Origin of the sequence: Gilliamella sp. B3801 (genome assembly GCF_026536645.1) — a bacterium.
Lineage (GTDB): Bacteria > Pseudomonadota > Gammaproteobacteria > Enterobacterales > Orbaceae > Gilliamella > Gilliamella apicola_I.
The window spans coordinates 195,294-216,213 of the sequence record NZ_JAFNNR010000005.1 but is presented as its reverse complement, the minus strand read 5'-3'; the positions used below and the strand labels follow the sequence as shown (position 1 = coordinate 216,213).

The 20,920-nt window shown below is 36.1% G+C and carries 18 protein-coding genes; 1 reads left to right on the top strand and 17 read right to left on the bottom strand.

Annotated features, from left to right (window positions below; all coding sequences use genetic code 11):
- Nucleotides 1–166: 166 nt before the first annotated feature.
- On the top strand, nt 167–1,786 hold the full coding sequence (locus J3U14_RS06280; protein ID WP_267352335.1) for an ATP-binding protein: 1,620 nt from the start codon (nt 167–169) through the stop codon (nt 1,784–1,786).
- Between the two features lie 102 nt (nt 1,787–1,888).
- Here J3U14_RS06280 and yfbR read toward each other — a convergent pair whose 3' ends face one another.
- The 17 genes from yfbR to mraZ form a co-directional block, all read right to left on the bottom strand.
- Complete coding sequence (yfbR, locus tag J3U14_RS06275; RefSeq protein WP_267352336.1) at nt 1,889–2,482, bottom strand: 5'-deoxynucleotidase; 594 nt, start codon at nt 2,480–2,482, stop codon at nt 1,889–1,891.
- Between the two features lie 81 nt (nt 2,483–2,563).
- On the bottom strand, nt 2,564–3,478 hold the full coding sequence (gene lpxC / locus J3U14_RS06270) for a UDP-3-O-acyl-N-acetylglucosamine deacetylase (RefSeq protein WP_267352337.1): 915 nt from the start codon (nt 3,476–3,478) through the stop codon (nt 2,564–2,566).
- Nucleotides 3,479–3,545: 67 nt separating this feature from the next.
- Complete coding sequence (gene ftsZ, locus J3U14_RS06265; protein WP_065558885.1) at nt 3,546–4,685, bottom strand: cell division protein FtsZ; 1,140 nt, start codon at nt 4,683–4,685, stop codon at nt 3,546–3,548.
- An 81-nt stretch (nt 4,686–4,766) separates the two neighbouring features.
- A complete protein-coding gene (gene ftsA, locus J3U14_RS06260) occupies nt 4,767–6,020 on the bottom strand; it encodes a cell division protein FtsA (RefSeq protein ID WP_065558886.1) in 1,254 nt (417 codons plus the stop codon).
- A 21-nt stretch (nt 6,021–6,041) separates the two neighbouring features.
- A complete protein-coding gene (locus J3U14_RS06255; RefSeq protein WP_065558887.1) occupies nt 6,042–6,875 on the bottom strand; it encodes an FtsQ-type POTRA domain-containing protein in 834 nt (277 codons plus the stop codon).
- 13 nt (nt 6,876–6,888) lie between these two features.
- Entirely contained in the window at nt 6,889–7,797 is a 909-nt protein-coding gene (locus tag J3U14_RS06250) for a D-alanine--D-alanine ligase (protein WP_267352338.1), read from the bottom strand.
- On the bottom strand, nt 7,797–9,245 hold the full coding sequence (gene murC / locus J3U14_RS06245; RefSeq protein WP_411589921.1) for a UDP-N-acetylmuramate--L-alanine ligase: 1,449 nt from the start codon (nt 9,243–9,245) through the stop codon (nt 7,797–7,799). The genes J3U14_RS06250 and murC overlap by 1 nt, the downstream gene beginning before the upstream one ends.
- A gap of 167 nt (nt 9,246–9,412) precedes the next feature.
- Nucleotides 9,413–10,465, bottom strand: coding sequence for an undecaprenyldiphospho-muramoylpentapeptide beta-N-acetylglucosaminyltransferase (murG, locus tag J3U14_RS06240; RefSeq protein WP_267352339.1), 1,053 nt, complete (start codon nt 10,463–10,465; stop codon nt 9,413–9,415).
- On the bottom strand, nt 10,465–11,616 hold the full coding sequence (gene ftsW, locus J3U14_RS06235; protein ID WP_267352340.1) for a cell division protein FtsW: 1,152 nt from the start codon (nt 11,614–11,616) through the stop codon (nt 10,465–10,467). The genes murG and ftsW overlap by 1 nt, the downstream gene beginning before the upstream one ends.
- Entirely contained in the window at nt 11,613–12,947 is a 1,335-nt protein-coding gene (murD, locus tag J3U14_RS06230; RefSeq protein WP_267352341.1) for a UDP-N-acetylmuramoyl-L-alanine--D-glutamate ligase, read from the bottom strand. The genes ftsW and murD overlap by 4 nt, the downstream gene beginning before the upstream one ends.
- Before the next feature lie 23 nt (nt 12,948–12,970).
- Nucleotides 12,971–14,053, bottom strand: coding sequence for a phospho-N-acetylmuramoyl-pentapeptide-transferase (mraY, locus tag J3U14_RS06225; protein ID WP_267352342.1), 1,083 nt, complete (start codon nt 14,051–14,053; stop codon nt 12,971–12,973).
- 10 nt (nt 14,054–14,063) lie between these two features.
- A complete protein-coding gene (gene murF, locus J3U14_RS06220; protein WP_267352343.1) occupies nt 14,064–15,428 on the bottom strand; it encodes a UDP-N-acetylmuramoyl-tripeptide--D-alanyl-D-alanine ligase in 1,365 nt (454 codons plus the stop codon).
- A complete protein-coding gene (gene murE / locus J3U14_RS06215) occupies nt 15,425–16,972 on the bottom strand; it encodes a UDP-N-acetylmuramoyl-L-alanyl-D-glutamate--2,6-diaminopimelate ligase (RefSeq protein ID WP_267352344.1) in 1,548 nt (515 codons plus the stop codon). Before murE ends, murF begins: the two co-directional genes overlap by 4 nt.
- Before the next feature lie 12 nt (nt 16,973–16,984).
- Nucleotides 16,985–18,739, bottom strand: a complete 1,755-nt coding sequence (ftsI, locus tag J3U14_RS06210) for a peptidoglycan glycosyltransferase FtsI (protein ID WP_267352345.1) — start codon at nt 18,737–18,739, stop codon at nt 16,985–16,987.
- Nucleotides 18,739–19,122, bottom strand: a complete 384-nt coding sequence (gene ftsL / locus J3U14_RS06205) for a cell division protein FtsL (RefSeq protein ID WP_267352346.1) — start codon at nt 19,120–19,122, stop codon at nt 18,739–18,741. Before ftsL ends, ftsI begins: the two co-directional genes overlap by 1 nt.
- On the bottom strand, nt 19,112–20,050 hold the full coding sequence (gene rsmH, locus J3U14_RS06200; RefSeq protein ID WP_267352347.1) for a 16S rRNA (cytosine(1402)-N(4))-methyltransferase RsmH: 939 nt from the start codon (nt 20,048–20,050) through the stop codon (nt 19,112–19,114). The genes ftsL and rsmH overlap by 11 nt, the downstream gene beginning before the upstream one ends.
- 15 nt (nt 20,051–20,065) lie before the next feature.
- Nucleotides 20,066–20,512 (bottom strand): division/cell wall cluster transcriptional repressor MraZ, encoded by a 447-nt coding sequence (gene mraZ, locus J3U14_RS06195; protein ID WP_065558897.1) that lies wholly within the window; start codon nt 20,510–20,512, stop codon nt 20,066–20,068.
- Between the last annotated feature and the right edge of the window lie 408 nt (nt 20,513–20,920).

The following is a 20,920-nucleotide window of genomic DNA, read 5'->3' as shown; positions in this document are numbered from 1 at the left end:
TTTACTAACGTATTGATGAATAAGTCAACAATACAACCCATAGCCAAAAAATCATTAATTAAATCGATAGAGTATGGAGTCTGTAAATAGCGTATTTAATTAATAATTTTTATCTCATCTGCATTCATATTGTTGAACCATCAACTTTATTGCTGAAGAATAAAATATGAAATCTATGATTAATCAATTAACGCTTAAAACTAAGCTTATCAGTTTGATTTGCGCTGTATTTATATTTTCAGTTGTTGTTCAATATATTTATATTATCTATGTGATAAACAAAGAGTATTTTTATCTGTCTTCTCAACGATTTAAAAATATTGCCGAATTAGTATCAACTAATCATAATCTCATTGATCAAGTCAGTAATCCCACGTCAGACAATTTACAAGCAATCCAACATTATACCGAACAAGTTCGCCAACTTTCTTTAGTCGATTTTATTGTCATTTTTAATATGCAAGGTGTACGGTATTCGCATCCCGATATAAATAAAATAAGAGAACCTAGAGTAGGTGGCAATGAACAAAAAACGTTACAAGAAGCGCCCTATCAATCCTCATCAACAAGAACATTTGACGATTCAATTAGCGCAATGAGTCCGATATTCAATGATAAACGTCAACAAATTGGTATGGTTTTAGTTGGACAAACACGCCAAAAAATTAATTATCTGGCTTCAAAGTCAAGCCAACCAATCGGGTTATCATTATTTGTATCCTTTACGTTAGCTGTTATTTTAGCTTGTTTGTTATCGCGTCATATTTCGAAACGATTGTATGGATTTAAACCTACCCAAATGGCTCAACTTTTTGAAGAACATAATGCCATTATTAGAACCGTCAAAGAAGGCATAGTGGTGATTAACCGAAATGGATTAATTTCACAAATTAATGATGAAGCCGTTAGAATATTACATATGGATAAGAGTAAGGAAAACATTATCGGCAAGCCCATTAGCACCCTGATTCCTAATACACGTTTAAATGAAGTTATGAACAAGGGGATTGCTGAATATGATTGTGAGCAAAATATTGATGGTGTGGTAATTTTGATTAATCGTATTCCATTATATGTAAAAAATAAATTAGTTGGAGCCATTGCTTCTTTTCGTGATATAACTGAAATACGCCAGTTAACAGAGAAATTAAAAGACATTAATCGTAATGCCGACACATTACGTTCTCAATCACATGAATTTAGTAATAAATTGCATGTAATTTATGGGCTAGCCTATCAAGATAATAAAAAAGAATTAGTCAATTATCTAGAAGGTATTATTGGCAATAAACAACCAAAATTAGATGAGATTAGTCAGTACATTAAAGACCCCATTATTGCTGGCTTTCTTAATAGTAAATTGAGTCGAATAAAAGAATTAGGGGTATCGTTAACTTTTAACATTAATGGAATGCTCGCCCCTATTTCTAATCACTTAGTCATTCATAGTTTAATCACTATTCTTGGCAATCTAATCGATAATAGTTTAGATGCCGTTCATAGTTTAGCTGATAAAAAAATAGAGATAAATTTTACTGTCCAAAACGGCTATTTTTACATCGAAATCATTGATAACGGGATAGGTATTTCTGAAAAAGAGGTAAAGCATATCTTTCAAAAAGGCTATTCAACCAAAGGAGATAATCGTGGTATGGGATTATATTTGGTTTTATCTTGTGTTAATGAACTTGGCGGTAATATTCAGTTATTCAATCTTGGTAAGAAAAAAGGAACATGCTTTAAAATATCACTGCCATTAGCAGTCCTTTATCGAGAAGTATCATAATTGTAATGACCTGATAATTTATAAATATGTCTCATAAAAATGAAATTAAATAACATATAAGTTACCTAATTGTAGTTAACCGCAATTAGGCTTTAACATTTATTATTTATCTAACGTGATTTCATCCAACGATAAACTAAAACTTGGCACAAATATTTCTAAAAAATAATTCATTTCAGGACTTCCGCGTTCAGATAATGTCTTTTTCAAACGCTGCTCAGCCAATCTAAACTCATTATTACCGGCACTAAGCTCTTCAATCGTCTTAAGATAAGCACATAACGCATCAGCCTGTTTGACAATGTTTTTTTCTGTTTCATCATAAAAGTCATCATCAATGAGCGTTCTAAAATCATCTTGTAACTCTTGCGGTAACATATTAATTAGCTTGTTTTGTGCAATTTTTTCAATCTTTTTGTATTCTGTTGTAATTTGAGGATTATAGTATTTTGTCGGTGTAGGAAGGTCTCCAGTAATCACTTCAGATGCATCATGATACATAGCTAATAAAGCGATTCTTTCAGGATTAACTTTTCCATCAAAATGTTTGTTTTTGATGATTGCTAACGCATGTGCAACAAAAGCAACTTGAAGACTATGCTCAGATACATTTTCTGTTCTGACATTGCGCATTAACGGCCAACGATTAATTAATTTTAATCGTGAAAGATGAGCAAAAAAATGGCTTTTATTCATATCATCATCTCATTAGTTATAAAAACAAAAACGCTCCCATTAAAAAATGGAAGCGTTTAAATTCATTTTTAAAACAAATTGTTAAGCTAAAACAAGCTGTTTTGTACCCAATGCGAGCGGAACAGTTTGATCATCAGCAAATGTAACATATTCCCATGCACTTTGCTTAGCTAACAACGCTTGTAATAATTGATTATTTAATGCGTGTCCTGATTTGTAACAAATCACTTCACCTATCATGTTGTGACCACTCATATACAGATCGCCGATAGTATCTAGCATTTTATGGCGAACAAACTCATCCTCAAATCGTAAACCATCTTCATTGAGAACTTTATAATCATCCACCACAATGGCACAATCTAAACTACCACCTAAGCACAAACCTTTAGATTGTAATGCTTCGATATCTCGCATAAAACCAAACGTTCTCGCACGGCTAATCTGACGAATGAAAGATTCAGATGAAAAATCCAACTGATAACGTTGAGAACTATTATCAATTGCTGGGTGATGAAAATCGATTGTAAAATCCAATCTGAATCCACTATATGGTCTCACTTCAGCCCATTTATCCCCATTTTCAACACGTACCGTCTCTTTGATGCGTAAAAACTTTTTAAGCGCATTTTGTTCAACAATGCCAGCATCAAGCAGCAAATAGACAAACGGGCTTGCGCTACCATCCATAATAGGAATTTCTGGTGCATTAACCTCAATAATAATATTATCAATACCCAGTCCTGCTAATGCTGAATTGATGTGCTCAACCGTCGAAATACGCACATTATCTTCATTAACCAGACAGGTACAAAGCATTGTATCGCGAACCGATTTAGCATCCACAGGAAAATCAACATAAGGATTCAAATCAGTTCGACGATATATAACACCCGTATTTTCAGGAGCAGGACGCAACGTCAAAGTAACTTTTTTGCCAGTATGTAAACCGACACCAGTTGCTTGAATTGTCTTTTTTAATGTTCTTTGTTTCATTAGCACCTACTGTTTTTTTATTTGTTTCTATTGAACTATGACAATAAAAAATCAAATAAGTTCACTTTTAATTCGCTTGTTTACGAATAAAAGCAGGAATATCTAAAATCTTATTTTCTTCAAGCGGAGAAATTGCTTGTTCATTCACTACTTTAGCTAATTTCTCTTCTTGTTGACCCAAATTGTTATTTTGGCTAAACAATGAGTTTTGTTGAATTGGTTTGGTTATTTTCGCTTCAGGACGTTTATCCATACCAATACCCGTTGCAACCACAGTAACACGAATTTCATCTGACATATCTGGATCGAAAGTTGTACCAACAACTACTGTTGCATTATCAGAAGCAAAAGCTCTTACCGTGCTACCCACTGTTTCAAACTCTTCCAAACCAAGATCTAAACCAGCGGTTACATTAACTAATACACCACGCGCACCAGATAAGTCGATGTCTTCAAGTAGTGGACTTGAAATAGCCATTTCAGCCGCCTCTTCAGCTCGATTATCGCCACTTGCACGTCCAGAACCCATCATAGCATATCCCATCTCTGACATCACTGTTCTAACGTCAGCAAAGTCAACATTGATATGTCCTGGTTTGGTGATTAATTCTGCGATACCTTGCACAGCACCTTTTAATACGCCATTTGCTGCGGCAAATGCATCTAATAGTTTAACACCACGACCTAAAACTTTTAACAATTTATCATTTGGTATAGTAATAAGTGAATCGACGTGTTTTGCTAACTCAGCGATGCCTTGTTCAGCAAAAGCCATACGCTTTTTACCTTCAAATCCAAATGGTTTAGTCACAACAGCAACCGTCAAAATACCCAATTCTTTAGCAATTTCGGCAACAACTGGAGCAGCGCCCGTACCTGTGCCACCGCCCATACCAGCGGCAATAAACACCATATCAGCACCTTCAATTGCACTGCGGATGACCTCACGATCTTCCTCGGCAGAGTTTCTACCCACTTCCGGATTAGCACCTGCACCAAGACCTTTAGTCACATTCGTGCCGATTTGGATAGTTTGACCTACCTTAATTCTTTTCAATGCTTGCGCATCAGTATTTGCCGCAAAAAATTCAACACCTTCAATATGCTCAGCAATCATATGTTCGACAGCATTACCACCGCCACCACCGACACCAATAACTTTAATGACTGCTGCTGGTTCATCATCTGCAACCATAGGCTCAAACATAACTTATCTCCAAATATACGATCTAAGGACATTGTACATATAACCGCCAACAATGTCCACGAAGTTCTTGAAATATATTAGCTAAAATTCTTTTTTAAACCAACCGGTCAATCGTTTAGCTATCCCTTTTAATGATGACTTATGATTATCTTTGCCATCATCACTTAATAAACTTTGTTTCCCGTAATGTAATAATCCTACTGTCGTTGAACAATAAGGCTTTTGTACATAATCAGTTAATCCTGAAATATTTAACGGCTGTCCTACACGAACTTGATTTTGAAAAACTTTTTCAGCACACTCCACCATTCCTTTTATTTGTGCTGCACCACCAGTTAATACTATACCTGCAGCTAATTGATATTTTACATTTTGTTTTTTCAATTCATCTTGTAAAGATAATAATTCTTTTTGTACTAACGATAATAATTCTGAATAGCGAGGTTCAATTACGTCAGCCAGTGTTTGACGTTGTAAAGAACGGGACGGTCGACCACCGACACTTGGCACATCAATAACTTCATCTTTACCGATTAATGAACCAACAGCACATCCATAACGAATTTTGATATTTTCTGCATCCATTGGAGGAGCACCAAATGCATAAGCGATATCACTCGTCACGACATTTCCTGCATAAGGGATGACAACTGAATGGCGTAATGCTCCGCCTGTGTAAACTGTCACATCCATCGTTCCACCACCGATATCAATGACACAAACCCCTAACTCTTTTTCATCATCAGTTAATACTGCATAGCTTGATGCTAACCCCGAAAAAATAAGCTGATCAACTTTCAATCCACAACGTTCAACTGCTTTTACTATATTCCTTGCCATATCATTATGACAAGTGACTAAATGCACTTTCGCTTTCATCCGAACGCCAGATAATCCTATTGGATTTTTAATTCCTTCTTGCAAGTCAATGGAATATTCTTGCGCAATTACATGTAATATTCTGTGTTCATCTAGTATTCTTACTGATTTGGCAGTATGAACAACATTCTCAACATCTTCGGCAGTCACTTCTTCATCGGCAATTGGCACCATGCCTATCTCATTTTGACAACGTATGTGTTTGCCAGAAAGACTTAAATAAACAGAGGAAATCTGGCAATCAGCCATCAATTCAGCTTGATCAATTGCACGTTGGATTGATTTAACTACAGACTCAAGATCGTTTACACCACCTTTATCAACCCCCTTTGATGGGCAATGTCCAACGCCGATGATATTGACAATACCATCGGGAAGAACTTCGCCAACAAGAGCGAGTACTTTTGATGTACCTACTTCTAGTCCAACCACCAATTTTTTTTCTGTTGCTTTCATATTTCAGCCTTAAATTATTCCCTACTGAGCCATTTTTTCTCTTTGTACTGAAATGCCATTCTCATAACGTAAATCAGCGACCGTTATTCTTTCATCAGCTGGTATTCTTGATTGAATTTCAGGAAATAATTTGATAAATCGTTGATAACGTTGTTCGATATGTTCGTTACCTAACATCAATTTTATTTCATGATTTTCTTCACAAAAATCGGCTATACACTGTTTCACCATTAGCTGCCAAGCATTTCGCTCATCAGCTATCGCAGATTGAATATGCAAAGCTAATTGATTACTAGCTAATTTTTTTGAAAGATCATCTAATTTATAATACGTTTCTAATACTGGTTTTGCTTTACCTTCCGGACCATAAAGTCTGGGTAATTTTAACTCGCCAATACGATCTAGCGGCACACTAAATACATTTCCATTTTTATCTAGTAAAAATAAATCATTCCAATAAAAGACCGGTTTGTACTCTTCGACATAAACAATTAATTTATCTGGCCATTGCTTACGTACACTAACCTGCTTTACCCACGGAAATCTTAATATTTCTTGTTGTATATCATTTACATCTTGACCAATATAAGTATTAGGTAACCCTAATCCCAGAATCGCTTGTCTAAGGTCATCTTCGGTCGTATAAGTGTATTCGCCACTAAAATTTAATTGTGACAATACCATCTGCTCTGGATCATCCATCCAATTTTTAACACTTTGAATGACCCAAACGCTAATAACAATAATTGTTAGTAGAAACAAAAAGCCAATCAACTGCTCTTTGCTACTAAAAATAAGCAAGCGCCTAGTTTTTAGGTTTTCCCTTCTATGAGCGGCTTGCCGAATTTGTTTCATAAAATAAGGCCAGTTATATTGTTGCTGAATTCAAGATTCGACTAACAAGCTCTTTAAATGACCAGCCATATTGTTTTGCAGCCATGGGAACTAAACTATGATCTGTCATTCCTGGTGCGGTATTAACTTCTAACAAATAAGGGATTTGATTAGCATCAAACATAATATCAACTCGTCCCCAACCTCGGCAGCCAACCGCTTTATAAGCATCAAGTGCTAACTTACGGATCTCTTGCTCTTTTTCATCAGATAATCCACTTGGGCAAAAATACTGCGTAGAATCTGACAAATATTTTGCATCGTAATCATAAAACTTTGTCGCCGGTTTGATATGAATTGACGGTAAAACGTCTTCTCCAACAATAGCAACGGTAAATTCTGGGCCAGATAAAAATGATTCAACCATAACAGAATTATCATATTTAAAAGCATGTTCGAGAGCTGTCTTAAGCTCATTAGCATGATTAACTCGCGTCATTCCTACACTTGAACCTTCATGACTTGGTTTTACAAATAGAGGAAGCCCAAGCTTTTGCACAATGGCATCAGTATCAATTGAGCAGCTCTTTTCTACCATAACATAATCAGCAACTGGTAAACCTAGCGCTTTCCAAACTAATTTAGTTTTTAACTTGTCCATAGTTAGTGCAGACGATAAAACATCACTACCGGTATAAGGAATATTTTGATAAGTCAAAATTGCTTGAACAATACCATCTTCACCACCACGACCATGAAGAATGACAAATGCTTTAGTAAAGCCATCTTCTTTTAAGTTGGTAATTGGTTGATCTTTAGTATCTATAAGATGGGCATCAACTCCACTAGCCAATAATCCTGCTAGTACAGCTTGACCTGATTTAAGCGATACTTCCCGCTCTGCAGATGTTCCACCATACAATACCGCAACTTTATCAATCATTATAGACCTTCTCCTGAAAAAATTTGAGCATCGGCTAACTGACGTGCAATACGACCTACACTACCCGCGCCTTGAGTTAATAACAGATCTCCACCTTTTAAAATTTCTTTCATCATTTCAGGTAAGAGATCTAAATCTGAAACATAAATCGGATCCACTTTGCCCCGATTACGAATTGAACGGCACAAAGAACGACTATCTGCTCCGGCAATCGGTTGCTCACCAGCAGAATAGACGTCTAACATTACAAGCGCATCAACCTGAGATAGCACTTGAGCAAAATCATCAAATAAATCACGAGTACGTGTATATCGATGAGGTTGGAATAGCATAACTAAACGACGATCCGGCCAACCATTTTTAGCCGCTTGTATCGTTGCATTAACTTCACTTGGATGATGACCATAGTCATCAACCATCATAATGTCTTTACCATTAGCATGCGGAAAAACGCCTAGTAAATCAAAACGCCGACTTGTACCAGCAAATTTTGCCAATGCATTAATGATCGATTGATCATCTATGCCATCTTCAGTCGCTGCAATAATTGCGGCCGCTGAATTTAAAGCATTATGTTTACCGGGTGCATTTAATTCGATTTCTAAATCATTACGATCTGGACGACACACAGTGTAGTAACTGACGCCTCGTTCTTGGCGATAATTTTTAATTACCACATCCGCTTCTTCACTAAAACCGTAAGTAATAATTTTACGTCCAACAATCGGTAATAATTCACGATTAATTGGATCGTCATAACACATCACCGCTAGACCATAAAAAGGTAAATTACGCAAAAAAGAGATAAATGTTTGTTTAAGATTTTCCACACTACCTTGATAGGTGTCCATATGGTCTGGTTCAATATTGGTAACAATAGAAACCATAGGTTGTAAGTGTAAAAATGAAGCATCACTTTCATCTGCTTCAGCAATAAAATAACGGCTACTACCTAATTTAGCATGCGTGCCTGCCGCTTTAACTAAACCGCCATTAACGAACGTTGGATCAAGTTTCGCTTCGGCATAAATAGCGGTGACCATGGCGGTTGTCGTTGTTTTACCATGTGTACCCGCAATAGCGATACCATATCGGAAACGCATAAGCTCGGCTAACATTTCAGCCCGCTGTATAACAGGAATACGAGCTTCCCGCGCTGCTACAACTTCAATATTATCTTGTGAAATTGCGGAAGAGATTACGACAACGCTTGAATTAATCACATTTTCAGCTGCATGACCAATCACAATTTTCGCACCTAATTTTTTTAGATGCTCAGTAACAGCATTTTCTGCAATATCTGAGCCACTAATTTCGTAACCTTCATTAGCAAGAACTTCAGCAATTCCTCCCATACCTGCGCCACCAATACCCACAAAATGGATATGTTTGACACGTTTCATTTGAGGAATAATTGCTCTTAATTCTGCTAATTCCTTTGTATTCACAATCTAACTCCTAAATATTCTGTAGTTGAGTATTTTGTTTATTTTTTATTGAGCTTTTTTAATTTTGTAAAATTCTAATTATGCATTTAAAGCTATTATTATCTAAACATTGATCTAACCTGCAACATCTTGACACGATTATTACATAAAGTTATATCAAAAACTAATTATTTTATCACTGATTTTATCGTATCCGCCACTCTTTCGGTAGAATTTGTAATAGATAGACTTTTCGCCTTAACCGCCATTTCGATTAATTTATCTCTATTTAAATTTCTTAACACACTCATCAATGATTCGCTATTAAAGTCAGGTTGTTCAATAATCTTTGCAGCATCAATATCTGAAAGCGATTTAGCATTCCAAAATTGTTGGCGATCTTTATGCATAAAAGGGACAAAAATCGCACCAATGCCGACAACTTCGATTTCACTTACCGTTAATGCCCCACTGCGACAAATCACAATATCCGCCCAACGATAGGCTTCTGCTACATCAGTAATAAATTCAGTCACTTTATTTTTTGTCATATCACAATCTTGATAGGCTCGCATAACAGGTTCTAGCATGCCTTTTCCTGTTTGATGCCAAACAACAAATTTATCGGATAATTTTGTCATTACCTGAGGAACAACATCATTGAGTACTTTTGCCCCTTGACTTCCGCCCATTACTAAAACTCTAATTGGTTCTTGACGATTTTCAAAACGTTCGTTAGGTTCAGCAATAGTTAATAAATCGTCACGAACAGGATTTCCTACTACTTCAGCTTTTGGAAAAGCTGTCGGAAATGCTTGTAAAACTTTAGTTGCAATTTTTGCAAGCCACTTATTAGTTAACCCTGCTACACCATTTTGCTCATGTAATACGACAGGAATTCCTAATGTCTTCGCTGCAATGCCACCCGGCCCAGACACATACCCTCCCATACCAAGTACAACATCCGGTTGATAAGTTTTTAAGATTTTTCTGGCTTGTAGAACCGCTTTTAAGATTTTATAAGGTGCTTTTAGCATTGCAGCAATTCCTTTACCGCGTAGACCTGATATTTCTATAAAATCAATCTCGATACCATTTTCAGGGACTAAATGCGCTTCCATTCGATCTGCTGTGCCAAGCCATCTGACTTGCCAGCCTTGTTTCATTAAATAATGCGCAACGGCAATACCTGGAAAAACATGTCCACCTGTACCACCTGCCATAACTAATAATTTTTTCATTACTTTATTGACCTTATTCTTGCTTGGGCTTGTTGTTGTCTAAATTCAAAATCGATTCTAAGTAGGATCGCCACAGCCACACTCATTACAATTAAACTCGATCCACCATAGCTAATGAAAGGTAACGTTAATCCCTTAGTAGGTAACATTCCAGATGTTACCCCCACATTAACAAAGGTTTGAAAACCAAACCAAATACCGATTTGGCAAGCTAAATAGCCAGAAAATTGTAATCCTTCATTTAATGCTCGATACCCAATCGCCAATCCCTTAAAAGCCAGAGAAAAAAGTAATGTCAGCAGGAAAATGACGCCAAGATAACCAAATTCTTCCGAAATAATAGCGAAAATAAAATCGGTATGGCGTTCAGGTAAATAACCTAATTTCAGAATCGAGTTACCCATTCCTTGCCCAGCAAATCCTCCATTACCAATTGCTATTAATGAATTCACTAACTGGTAACCTACACCATTAGCATCTTCCCAAGGATTAAGAAATGTTAATAACCGTTTTAAACGGTATGACTCAAATAATATTAAACTGACAACCGCTGCAACACCTGTCGATAAAATAGCGATAAATTGCCACAACTTTGCACCAGCGATAAATAGAATTCCGATAGTAACAATAAATAATACAATTACTGTGCCTAGATCGGGTTGAAGTAATAGCAAAATGGAAAGCACAGCCATAACGACCATTGGCTTAAAAAAACCCCAAAATCCATTTTGTACTTCATCTGACTTTCGAGTCAAATAACTTGCTAAAAATACAAATAAAGCCAATTTAGCAAGCTCTGCCGGTTGAAAGTTAAAAACGCCTAGCGGAATCCATCTTGCAGCGCCATTAATGGAAGACCCCACGCCTAAAACAGCAACAAGCATGATAATTGTCATAATGAGTAATACTGTTCCAAATTGCTGCCAACGTTTCATTGGGATCGATAAGGTTATACACATTAAAACAAGTGAAATACCCAGCTGTATGAGTTCACGCTGAGTATAGAAAAAAGGATTATTATCATTCGATGACATTGACGCTGATGTCACCATAACTAATCCGAATATCATCAATCCAAATACCGTCCAAAGCAATTGATTATCAAAAGGGACGTGAGGATTAACTTGCTTTTTTATAGCCAACGAAATCATTTTTCACTCCTTTGCGCATATTGTTTAGCCAAAAGTGCAAATTGATTTCCTCGCTCTATATAGTTTTTAAATTGGTCTAAACTTGCACAAGCTGGTGAGAGTAAAACAATATCGTTAGCCTCTACTTTTTGAGCGATTATTTGCATAGCCTCAGCTAATGTCGCAGTCATTGTTGTGATTTTGGGTGCTAATTTTGCTAATAACTCACGATCTCGACCAAAACAAAAAATCTCAAGATGACTATTTTTTAGATATGGAATTAATGGAGAAAAATCAGCTGATTTTCCATCACCACCAAGCAATAAAAATAATTTTCCATGACATACGACACTTTTTAAAGCAGCTTCCGTACTACCTACATTGGTTGCTTTAGAATCATTAATCCATTTGACCCCATTTTGTTCCAAAACTAATTCAAAACGATGAGGTAAACCATGAAAGTTGGCTATTGTTGCTAAACTAGATTGTCGTGATATTGATAATTTATCTGCAATAGCTAATGCTGCTAACGCATTGAGATAATTGTGGCTTCCCGTTAGTTTCATTGTGTTAGTCGATAAAACGGGCTTTTCCTGCGCAATCAAATGTGCATAATCATCATCCAGATGATAATCGCCTGAATGTAAGCCAAATAACACATTATGACTATCTTTTTCTTTTGGAAAAGTTAGTTTATCATCATGATTTACAACACAGTATTTTGCATTCACATAAATTCGTTGTTTAGCCTCTACATATTGTTTGAGTCCTAAAGGATACCTATCCATATGATCTTCTGAGATATTCAAAATCGTTGCAACCGTTGCATGCAAACTGTGCGTGGTTTCAAGCTGAAAGCTAGACAGCTCAAGTACGTACACATCGCAATCTTGAGCCAGTAAAGATAGTGCAGGTTGACCTATATTGCCACCGACACCCACTTTGATACCTGCAGACTTAACAATTTCACCAACTAATGTCGTCACCGTCGTTTTGCCATTAGCGCCTGTGATTGCCACAATCTTTTTATTAGGTAGTTGATTAACTTCACGACAAAAAAGCTCTATATCGCCAATGATTTCGATACCTTTATCGGCAGCTTGTTTGAGTTCAGGGGTTGATAAAGCGATACCAGGGCTAACAATTATTAAATCAGCATCGAATAGCCAATCGACATTTAAATCGCCTAAATGATAGGCAACTCGTTGATCCAGTTGTTCTAATCCTGAAGGTAATAAACGAGTATCAATTACTTTAGGAATAACATTTTGCGCAAGAAAATAGTCAACACAAGAAAGCCCTGTGACACCTAACCCAATGATAACAACATTTTTACCCTGATAGCGAATCATGATTCAATCCTGTTTTAATTTAATTAACGTAATTTCAAGGTTAATAAACCAATTAAGACGAGCATTAACGAAATAATCCAAAAACGTACAATAACTCGAGGTTCTGGCCACCCTTTTAATTCATAATGATGATGAATTGGAGCCATTCTAAAAATTCGTTTGCCACGCAATTTAAATGAACCTACTTGTAAAATGACAGATAGGGTTTCAATAACAAATATTCCCCCCATAATGAGTAATAAAAATTCTTGGCGTAAAAGTACGGCGATAATTCCAAGTACTCCACCTAAAGCCAATGAACCGACATCACCCATAAATACCATTGCGGGATAAGTGTTAAACCATAAAAAGCCAAGCCCTGCACCAATGATAGCAGTACAGACAATCATTAATTCACCACTAAATTTGATATAAGGTATATGCAAATATTCTGCAATAATTGTATTCCCTGTCGCCCACGATACCAGCGCTAAGCCCGCTGCCACAAATACCGTTGGCATAATTGCAAGTCCATCAAGTCCATCCGTTAAATTAACAGCATTACCTGACCCAACAATCACAACATAAGTGAGTAAAATAAATACTAATCCCAACTGAGGCATGACATCTTTAAAAAAAGGGACAACCAACACGGTTACTGAGCTATCTTTTCCATATACATAAAGGCCAAAGGCAACAATAAATGCAATAACAGATTGCCAAAAATATTTCCATCTAGCGATAAGACCTGCCGTGTTTTTTCGAATAACTTTTAAGTAGTCATCAGTAAAGCCAATAATGGCATAACCAATCAGGACAAATAACGCCACCCAAACATAAGGATTACGTAAATCTGCCCAAAGAAATACTGATAACGAAATCGACGCAACGATTAGCGTCCCGCCCATTGTTGGCGTTCCTTTTTTGCTTAAATGGGATTCCGGTCCATCATTACGTATTACTTGTCCAATTTGTAATTTTTGTAACCAATCAATGACTTTTTGCCCCATTATTAACGATATCGTTAGCGAGGTTAATAGACCCAAAATAGCTCTTACGGTTAAATAAGAAAATACATTAAAAAAGGTAAAATATTTCACTAAATATTCTGATATCCAAACCAACATAATTTTAATCCTAATTTATTTTTTGTTGTTTAATTAGTTCTATAACGTCTTCCATTTTAGCACTGCGAGAACCTTTAACTAGCATGGTTAAGGTTGGATACTGACGCAATAACGTTATAAGGTAATCTGCTGCATCTTGTTTATTATAAAAATGATGACCGACTTCACTTGCTTGGCTAATGAATTGGCTCAATTTACCGACACTGACAACACAATCAAGTTTTTGTTGTTTAGCTAATGTGCCAATTTGTTGATGATATTTTTGAGCGTCTTGCCCTAATTCACCCATATCGCCAACGACGAAAACTTTATAGCCTGATTGTTTTGCCAGAACATTAATTGCAGCAGACATTGAACCCACATTGGCGTTATAAGTGTCATCCCAAATTAATTGATTTTGGTTTAATTTAATCGGGAAAAGCCTTCCTTTAACTGGTTTTAATGTTGATAATCCTTGTTGAATGCGATCTAAGCTTGCTCCGACAGAAATCGCTAAAGCTGAAGCTGCAATTGCATTTGAAACATTGTGTAACCCTATTAATGGTAATTGGATTTCGCATTCACCAAACGGTGTATGTAATTTAAATGTGGTCACATCTGCCATTTTAATATGACTTGCATAGAAATTGGCTAATGGATTCTCTAATGAAAAAGTCCAAACAGTTTTATCTGTTAATTGCTCAAACCATTTATCTGAACAGCTATCTAAATTGATGATAGCAATACCATCTTTAGTCAATCCTTCAAAAATTTCACCTTTCGCTGTAGCGACACCTTCAAGTGAACCAAAACCTTCAATATGCGCTTCTGCAATATTATTAATTAATGCTGTTTGTGGATGAACTAACTGAGTTGTATAAGCAATTTCACCAATATGATTAGCACCTAGTTCTATCACAGCAAATTGATCATCTTTTGTTAATCTCAATAGTGTTAATGGTACGCCAATGTCATTATTGTAATTACCTTGAGTATAAAGCGTTGTTCCACAATTTTGTAGAATGGCTGCCGTCATTTCTTTAACTGACGTTTTACCCGATGATCCGGTCAAGGCAACAATTTTAGCGGAACTTTGTTGCCGAATAAAACCGGCAATTTGCCCCAACGCTTGACGTGTGTCTTTAACCACTATTTGTGGAATAGAATTATCCTCAATTGGGTGATTTACGATTACGGCAACGGCACCATCTTTAATTGCTTGTTCGGCAAAATGATGACCATCAAAATTCTCACCAACAAGTGCAATAAAAAGCGATTGTTTTGTAATTTTACGTGTATCAGTACTAATAACATCAATCATAAAATTACCGTCATGAATATTTAATAATTCACCGTCTACAATTGTTCTGATTTGCTTAATATTTAATGGAATCATGATTGATTCTCTACCCCTAAAAGCTGTTTCACTGTTTCTTGGTCTGAATAGTGATGTTTCGTGTGACCCACGATTTGGTAATCTTCATGACCTTTACCCGCAATTAATATCACATCATTTGGTTTAGCTTCTGCGAGTGCTTTTTTGATTGCTTGTACTCTGTCAGTAATAATCTGAACATTTGAATTATTGATGATACCTTTCTGAATATCATCAATAATTTTTGTTTCATCTTCTGTTCGTGGGTTATCATTCGTCAAAATAATTTTGTCAGCATATTGCGCAGCGATTTCTCCCATTAAAGGTCTTTTGCCTACATCTCTATCACCACCGCAACCAAAAATAACCCATAATGCACCCTTACAGTGAATACGACTTGCTTGGAGTGCTTTTTGTAAAGCATCTGGCGTGTGAGCATAATCCACAATAAATGTCGGGCTATTATTGGCATGTAAAACCTCCATTCGCCCACAAATAGGTTTGAGAAATGAAGCCATATTCACAACAGCGAAAAATGGGAAATCAAGCGTTAATAGCGTCGCTACACATAATAATAAATTTGAGACATTAAACTCACCCAGTAAACGACTGTGTATAATGGTATCTCCCCAACTAGAATGCATATGAATTTTGGCACCCTTATCATGATACTCAATCATCGACACACCAACATAAGGTATATTTAAGTTTTTTAATTTACTTAACGATTTGGGTTGGCACGATACGGCTGTTACCTGAGAAAGCTTTTCAATCCAACGTTTCCCATAATTATCATCATAATTAATAATTGCTTTGCCTGCACTTTCGACTTGTCTTTCTTTATTATTAGGCGTAAATAACGACCATTTTGACTTAGCGTATTTACCCATTGTTTTGTGATAATCAAGATGATCTCGACTTAAATTAGTAAAAACTGTTGCAGCAAACGTAACACCTTTGACACGATTCATCACTAAACCATGCGAAGAAATTTCCATGGAAACCACTTTGACATGTTTTTTAACAAAATCGGCTAAATATGTTTGAATTTCAACGGATGAAGCCGTTGTATTGTTTGACGGTTGAAGATGATTATAGATCCCATTTCCAATCGTTCCTAAAAGTGCAACTTTCTGATTTAACAGATTAACGCATTGGGCAATAAGCTGAGTGACTGTCGTTTTACCATTAGTACCTGTCACACCAATAACAGATAATTTTTTAGAAGGTGAATGATAAAAATGATCGGCAATGCTAGAAAGTTTTTTAGATAGTTGAAAAACTTTAACCTGAGGAATATTTCTTTTTCCATGCTTAATATAATTGATACGTAAATCATCAGATTTTCTATTTGTTTCAATTAATATAGTCACCGCCCCAGCTTCTAAAGCTTGAGGAATGAATGATTTACCATCAACGACATTTCCCTTGATAGCGACAAACACATCATTTTTATTGACCATACGGCTATCAATACATATATGATTGAGCGAAAAATCTTTGATCGCTTGATCTTTGTTTCCACCTAATAAACTAAATAAAGTTTTAAATGTGCATGTAGCCATTAATACCACCTATCAATAAATAATCATTTGGCCATCAACTTGGCGATCTGGTTTGACATTCATAGTTCTTAAAACTCCCCCCATAATTCGGCTGAAAACAGGTGCTGATACAGAGCCACCGTAATACTGACCCGCTTTAGGATTATCAATCACAACAACCAGAGAATATTTTGGTGCTGTTGCTGGCGCAATGCCTGCTGTATAGGCTAAATATTGATTAACATAGCGCCCACCAGATAATTTTTTTGCCGTACCAGTTTTAACAGCAACACTATAGCCTGGTACAGAAGCTTTTGTACCACCACCAGTGACAGCAACAGCTTCCATTAATTGGACAACCGTTTTAGCAATTTTTTCGGGTACAACTCGTTCACCTTGCACTGGTTCAGTGACTTTTAATATCGAAACAGGTCGATAAATCCCATAATTCCCGATAGTTGCGTACGCTCTTGCTAATTGTAATGGCGTGACACTTAAACCATAACCAAAAGAAAAGGTAGCTCGTTCAATATCCGCCCATTTTCGTGCTCTATCTGCTGCAATTGAACCACTGACTTCACCGCCTAAACCCAGTGATGTGGGTTGTCCCAACCCGAAACGACTATAATATTCAACTAGTTCGGCGGGTTGCATTTGTAATGCGAGTTTACTGACACCAACATTACTTGATTTTTCTAAAATTCCTGCCAAATTCAGGGATTTTTGATATGACACATCTTTGATTTCATAGCGATTGACATAAAAAGGTCTGGTATCAACAATCGTATTAAGATCTGCAATCTTTTTTTCTAAAGCGGCCATTACAACCAGCGGTTTTACGGTCGAACCCGGTTCAAATGCATCAGTAACCGCACGATTTCGCAATGAATTATAATTAATTGATGATCGATTATTTGGGTTATACGATGGACTTGTTGCCATCGCTAAAATCTCTCCTGTATGAACATCAACTAAGACCGCAGTACCACTGTCAGCTTTGTTAAACTCAACAGCCTGACTAAGCTCGCTGTAAACCAAAGACTGTAAGCGTTCATCAATACTTAATACTAAATCCGATGCCTTTTCACTCTCAGTGCGCTCTAATTCCTCAATGACTCGTCCAAATCTATCTCGTCTTATTATTCGTTGACCCGATTCACCGGTTAACCATTTGTTATAACTTTTTTCAATCCCTTCTGAGCCTTTCTCATTACGGTTTTCATCGGTATCCGTTAAACCGATTAATTGGGCAATATTTTCAGCTGCCGGGTAAAAACGCTTCGAGGTCTTAGCAAATGCAACTCCCGGTAACTTTAACTTTTTCAAATAATCCGATATTGTTGGCGTAACTTGTCTGGATAAATAAACAAATCGCATCGATGGATTACTTAATTTTTGCTCCAGTATGGCTATTGGTATATTTAATGCTTTTGCTAATCCTTGCCATCTTGCATCATTCGTATTCACGCCACCTTTTTGAATAACTAATTTTGGATCAGCCCAAACATCATACATCGGTACACTCACGGCCAATGCTCGCCCGTTACGATCAGTTATCATAGCCCTTGGTGCATCCATATCCTGACGACGTAAAGAACGTTTATTACCTTCAGCAATCAGTTTATCAGGATGTATGATTTGTAAAATTGCCATTTGAATAATAAGCGCAATAATGGCAGCAATAATTAAACTGTAGACAACATAAAATCGCCCGGGTGCAAAAAACTGCTTTTTACTATTCAATTTATTAGTTTTAACCGCTTTCTTGTTTTTAGTGAGAATTTTCATTATTTACTCTTTATCACTATCACGGTTTCATTTTCAGGAGTCACGTAAGACATCCCTAGTTGATTTTTAGCTTTAGCTTCTACGCGTTTTGGATCGGCAAGTACATTTTCTTCGATAACTAAATTACGCCATTCACTTTCTAATACATCTTGCTCTAACAAAAGTTGCTCACGTTCAAATAACTGCTTGCGAACTTGTTGCGTTGTAATTAGTACTGCACCAGCTGATACGACAATCAGTAACAATAGAAATAAGGACATTTTTTGATGACCAAATAAATCACCAATAATTAAGCCAAACAAGCTTTTATTCGGTTTTCTTTGACTATCTACTTCAACGTAGATATTGTCTTGATAACTTTCACTGTTTGGGTTAGTGTTCATTTTTCTTTTCTGCTATCCTCAGTATTGCGCTTCGAGCACGTGGATTATGATCAATTTCATTAGGACTTGGTTTAACTTTTCCAAGTGACTTTAATTTAGCGCTGCCATATTGTTTTATTTGTTGCTCTGTTAGTGGCAATCCCGCTGGTAAAACAGGACCTTTACTTTGTTTATTTATAAACTGTTTCACAATTCTATCTTCTAAAGAATGAAAGCTAATCACAGCAAGTCTTCCTTCATTCGCAAGAATTGACAGACTATTATTTAACGCATGTTCTACTTCTTCTAATTCGCTATTAATATAGATACGAATTGCCTGAAAGCTACGTGTTGCAGGATGTTTATTTTTATCTTTTCTTGGTGTCGCTTTTTCAATGATATTCGCCAATTCCAATGTTCGGGTTATAGGCGAAAGTTTATTCTGTTCAACAATTGCTTTTGCTATTCGTTTCGCAAATTTTTCTTCGCCAAAAGTTTTTAACACCCAAGCTATATCATCTTCATCACTTTTAAGTAACCATTCACTTGCGGTCAAACCCTGATGAATATTCATACGCATATCGAGAGGGCCATCACGCATAAAAGAAAAACCCCGTTCAGGGTCATCCAGTTGTGGCGAAGATACCCCCAAATCTAATAAAAAACCATCTATCTGACCTAATAGACTTAAATTATCAATGTATTGATATACATTGGAAAATTCTCCTCGAATAAAAGTAAATCTAGGGTCAACAATTTTTTTTGCTGCTAATTCAGCTCGTTCATCACGGTCAATAGCGATTAATCTACCTTGTTCGCCAAGTTGTTCAAGTATGAGACGTGAATGTCCACCTCGTCCAAAGGTTCCATCAACATAGATGCCATCTTTTTTAATATTTAGTGCGTCTATCGCTTCGTTCAATAAAACTGTAGTATGTTGATAATCCATCAATTTTTACTCATATTAAATTGTTAAACTTTTCAAATTACTGGATAAGTTTTCCATATCGGTTGGCAAAGCGGCAATGTCCTCACCAATTTGTTGATACCATATTCCTTCATCCCAGATTTCAAATTTATTGGATTGTCCAACAAACATTGTCAGTTTTTCTAGCTTAGCGTAGGTACGTAACGTTTGTGGTAATAATATTCGACCTGAATTATCCATTGAACACTCAGTTGCATAACCTAATAATAGGCGTTTGATCCTTCGTTCCGCTTCGACAATAGAGGATAAAGTCGAAAGTTGTTGTTCAATCATTTTCCACTCAGTCATCGAATAAAGGGCAAGACAAGGATGATATAAACCAATTGTGCATACCATGCCTTCAGACAATAATTCCCGATAGCGAGTGGGGATAGCCATTCGCCCTTTACTATCGATATTGACTGAAATTGCACCACTAAACATTCAAGCGCCCTTATTCATGAAAATTTTTCTAATTTTTATTTGTTATAAATCAAAATATTAAATAATTTGTACTTTATTACCACTTTATCCCACTTTTTACCACAAAAATTTACAAAATAATAGATATTTAATTAATTAATTTTTTAATAATTGCAGTTGGATTTTTTCATTAGCGTGTTGCGAATTAACTATCGGTTTTATATTAAGTTAATTAAAAAAAGGTCATCACTCTGTAAAATTTAAGATTATTTCAATGTTCAACTAAACTTATCTTTGCTAACCAAGATTATTAACATGTATAAAATGTAAACATTGCAGATATTAAGAAAGGTAAAACAGTATTGATGACAATAAACAGATAACAACTTTGATTAAAAAATTAAATTCACAGCAGCTAGTTGTGTATTA

Coding starts and splice junctions, on each gene's coding strand:
- J3U14_RS06280 (WP_267352335.1), top strand. CDS start 167: ATGAAATCTATGATTAATCAATTAACGCTTAAAACTAAGCTTATCAGT.
- yfbR (WP_267352336.1), bottom strand. CDS start 2,482: ATGAATAAAAGCCATTTTTTTGCTCATCTTTCACGATTAAAATTAATT.
- lpxC (WP_267352337.1), bottom strand. CDS start 3,478: ATGAAACAAAGAACATTAAAAAAGACAATTCAAGCAACTGGTGTCGGT.
- ftsZ (WP_065558885.1), bottom strand. CDS start 4,685: ATGTTTGAGCCTATGGTTGCAGATGATGAACCAGCAGCAGTCATTAAA.
- ftsA (WP_065558886.1), bottom strand. CDS start 6,020: ATGAAAGCAACAGAAAAAAAATTGGTGGTTGGACTAGAAGTAGGTACA.
- J3U14_RS06255 (WP_065558887.1), bottom strand. CDS start 6,875: ATGAAACAAATTCGGCAAGCCGCTCATAGAAGGGAAAACCTAAAAACT.
- J3U14_RS06250 (WP_267352338.1), bottom strand. CDS start 7,797: ATGATTGATAAAGTTGCGGTATTGTATGGTGGAACATCTGCAGAGCGG.
- murG (WP_267352339.1), bottom strand. CDS start 10,465: ATGAAAAAATTATTAGTTATGGCAGGTGGTACAGGTGGACATGTTTTT.
- ftsW (WP_267352340.1), bottom strand. CDS start 11,616: ATGATTTCGTTGGCTATAAAAAAGCAAGTTAATCCTCACGTCCCTTTT.
- murD (WP_267352341.1), bottom strand. CDS start 12,947: ATGATTCGCTATCAGGGTAAAAATGTTGTTATCATTGGGTTAGGTGTC.
- mraY (WP_267352342.1), bottom strand. CDS start 14,053: ATGTTGGTTTGGATATCAGAATATTTAGTGAAATATTTTACCTTTTTT.
- murF (WP_267352343.1), bottom strand. CDS start 15,428: ATGATTCCATTAAATATTAAGCAAATCAGAACAATTGTAGACGGTGAA.
- murE (WP_267352344.1), bottom strand. CDS start 16,972: ATGGCTACATGCACATTTAAAACTTTATTTAGTTTATTAGGTGGAAAC.
- ftsI (WP_267352345.1), bottom strand. CDS start 18,739: ATGAAAATTCTCACTAAAAACAAGAAAGCGGTTAAAACTAATAAATTG.
- ftsL (WP_267352346.1), bottom strand. CDS start 19,122: ATGAACACTAACCCAAACAGTGAAAGTTATCAAGACAATATCTACGTT.
- rsmH (WP_267352347.1), bottom strand. CDS start 20,050: ATGGATTATCAACATACTACAGTTTTATTGAACGAAGCGATAGACGCA.
- mraZ (WP_065558897.1), bottom strand. CDS start 20,512: ATGTTTAGTGGTGCAATTTCAGTCAATATCGATAGTAAAGGGCGAATG.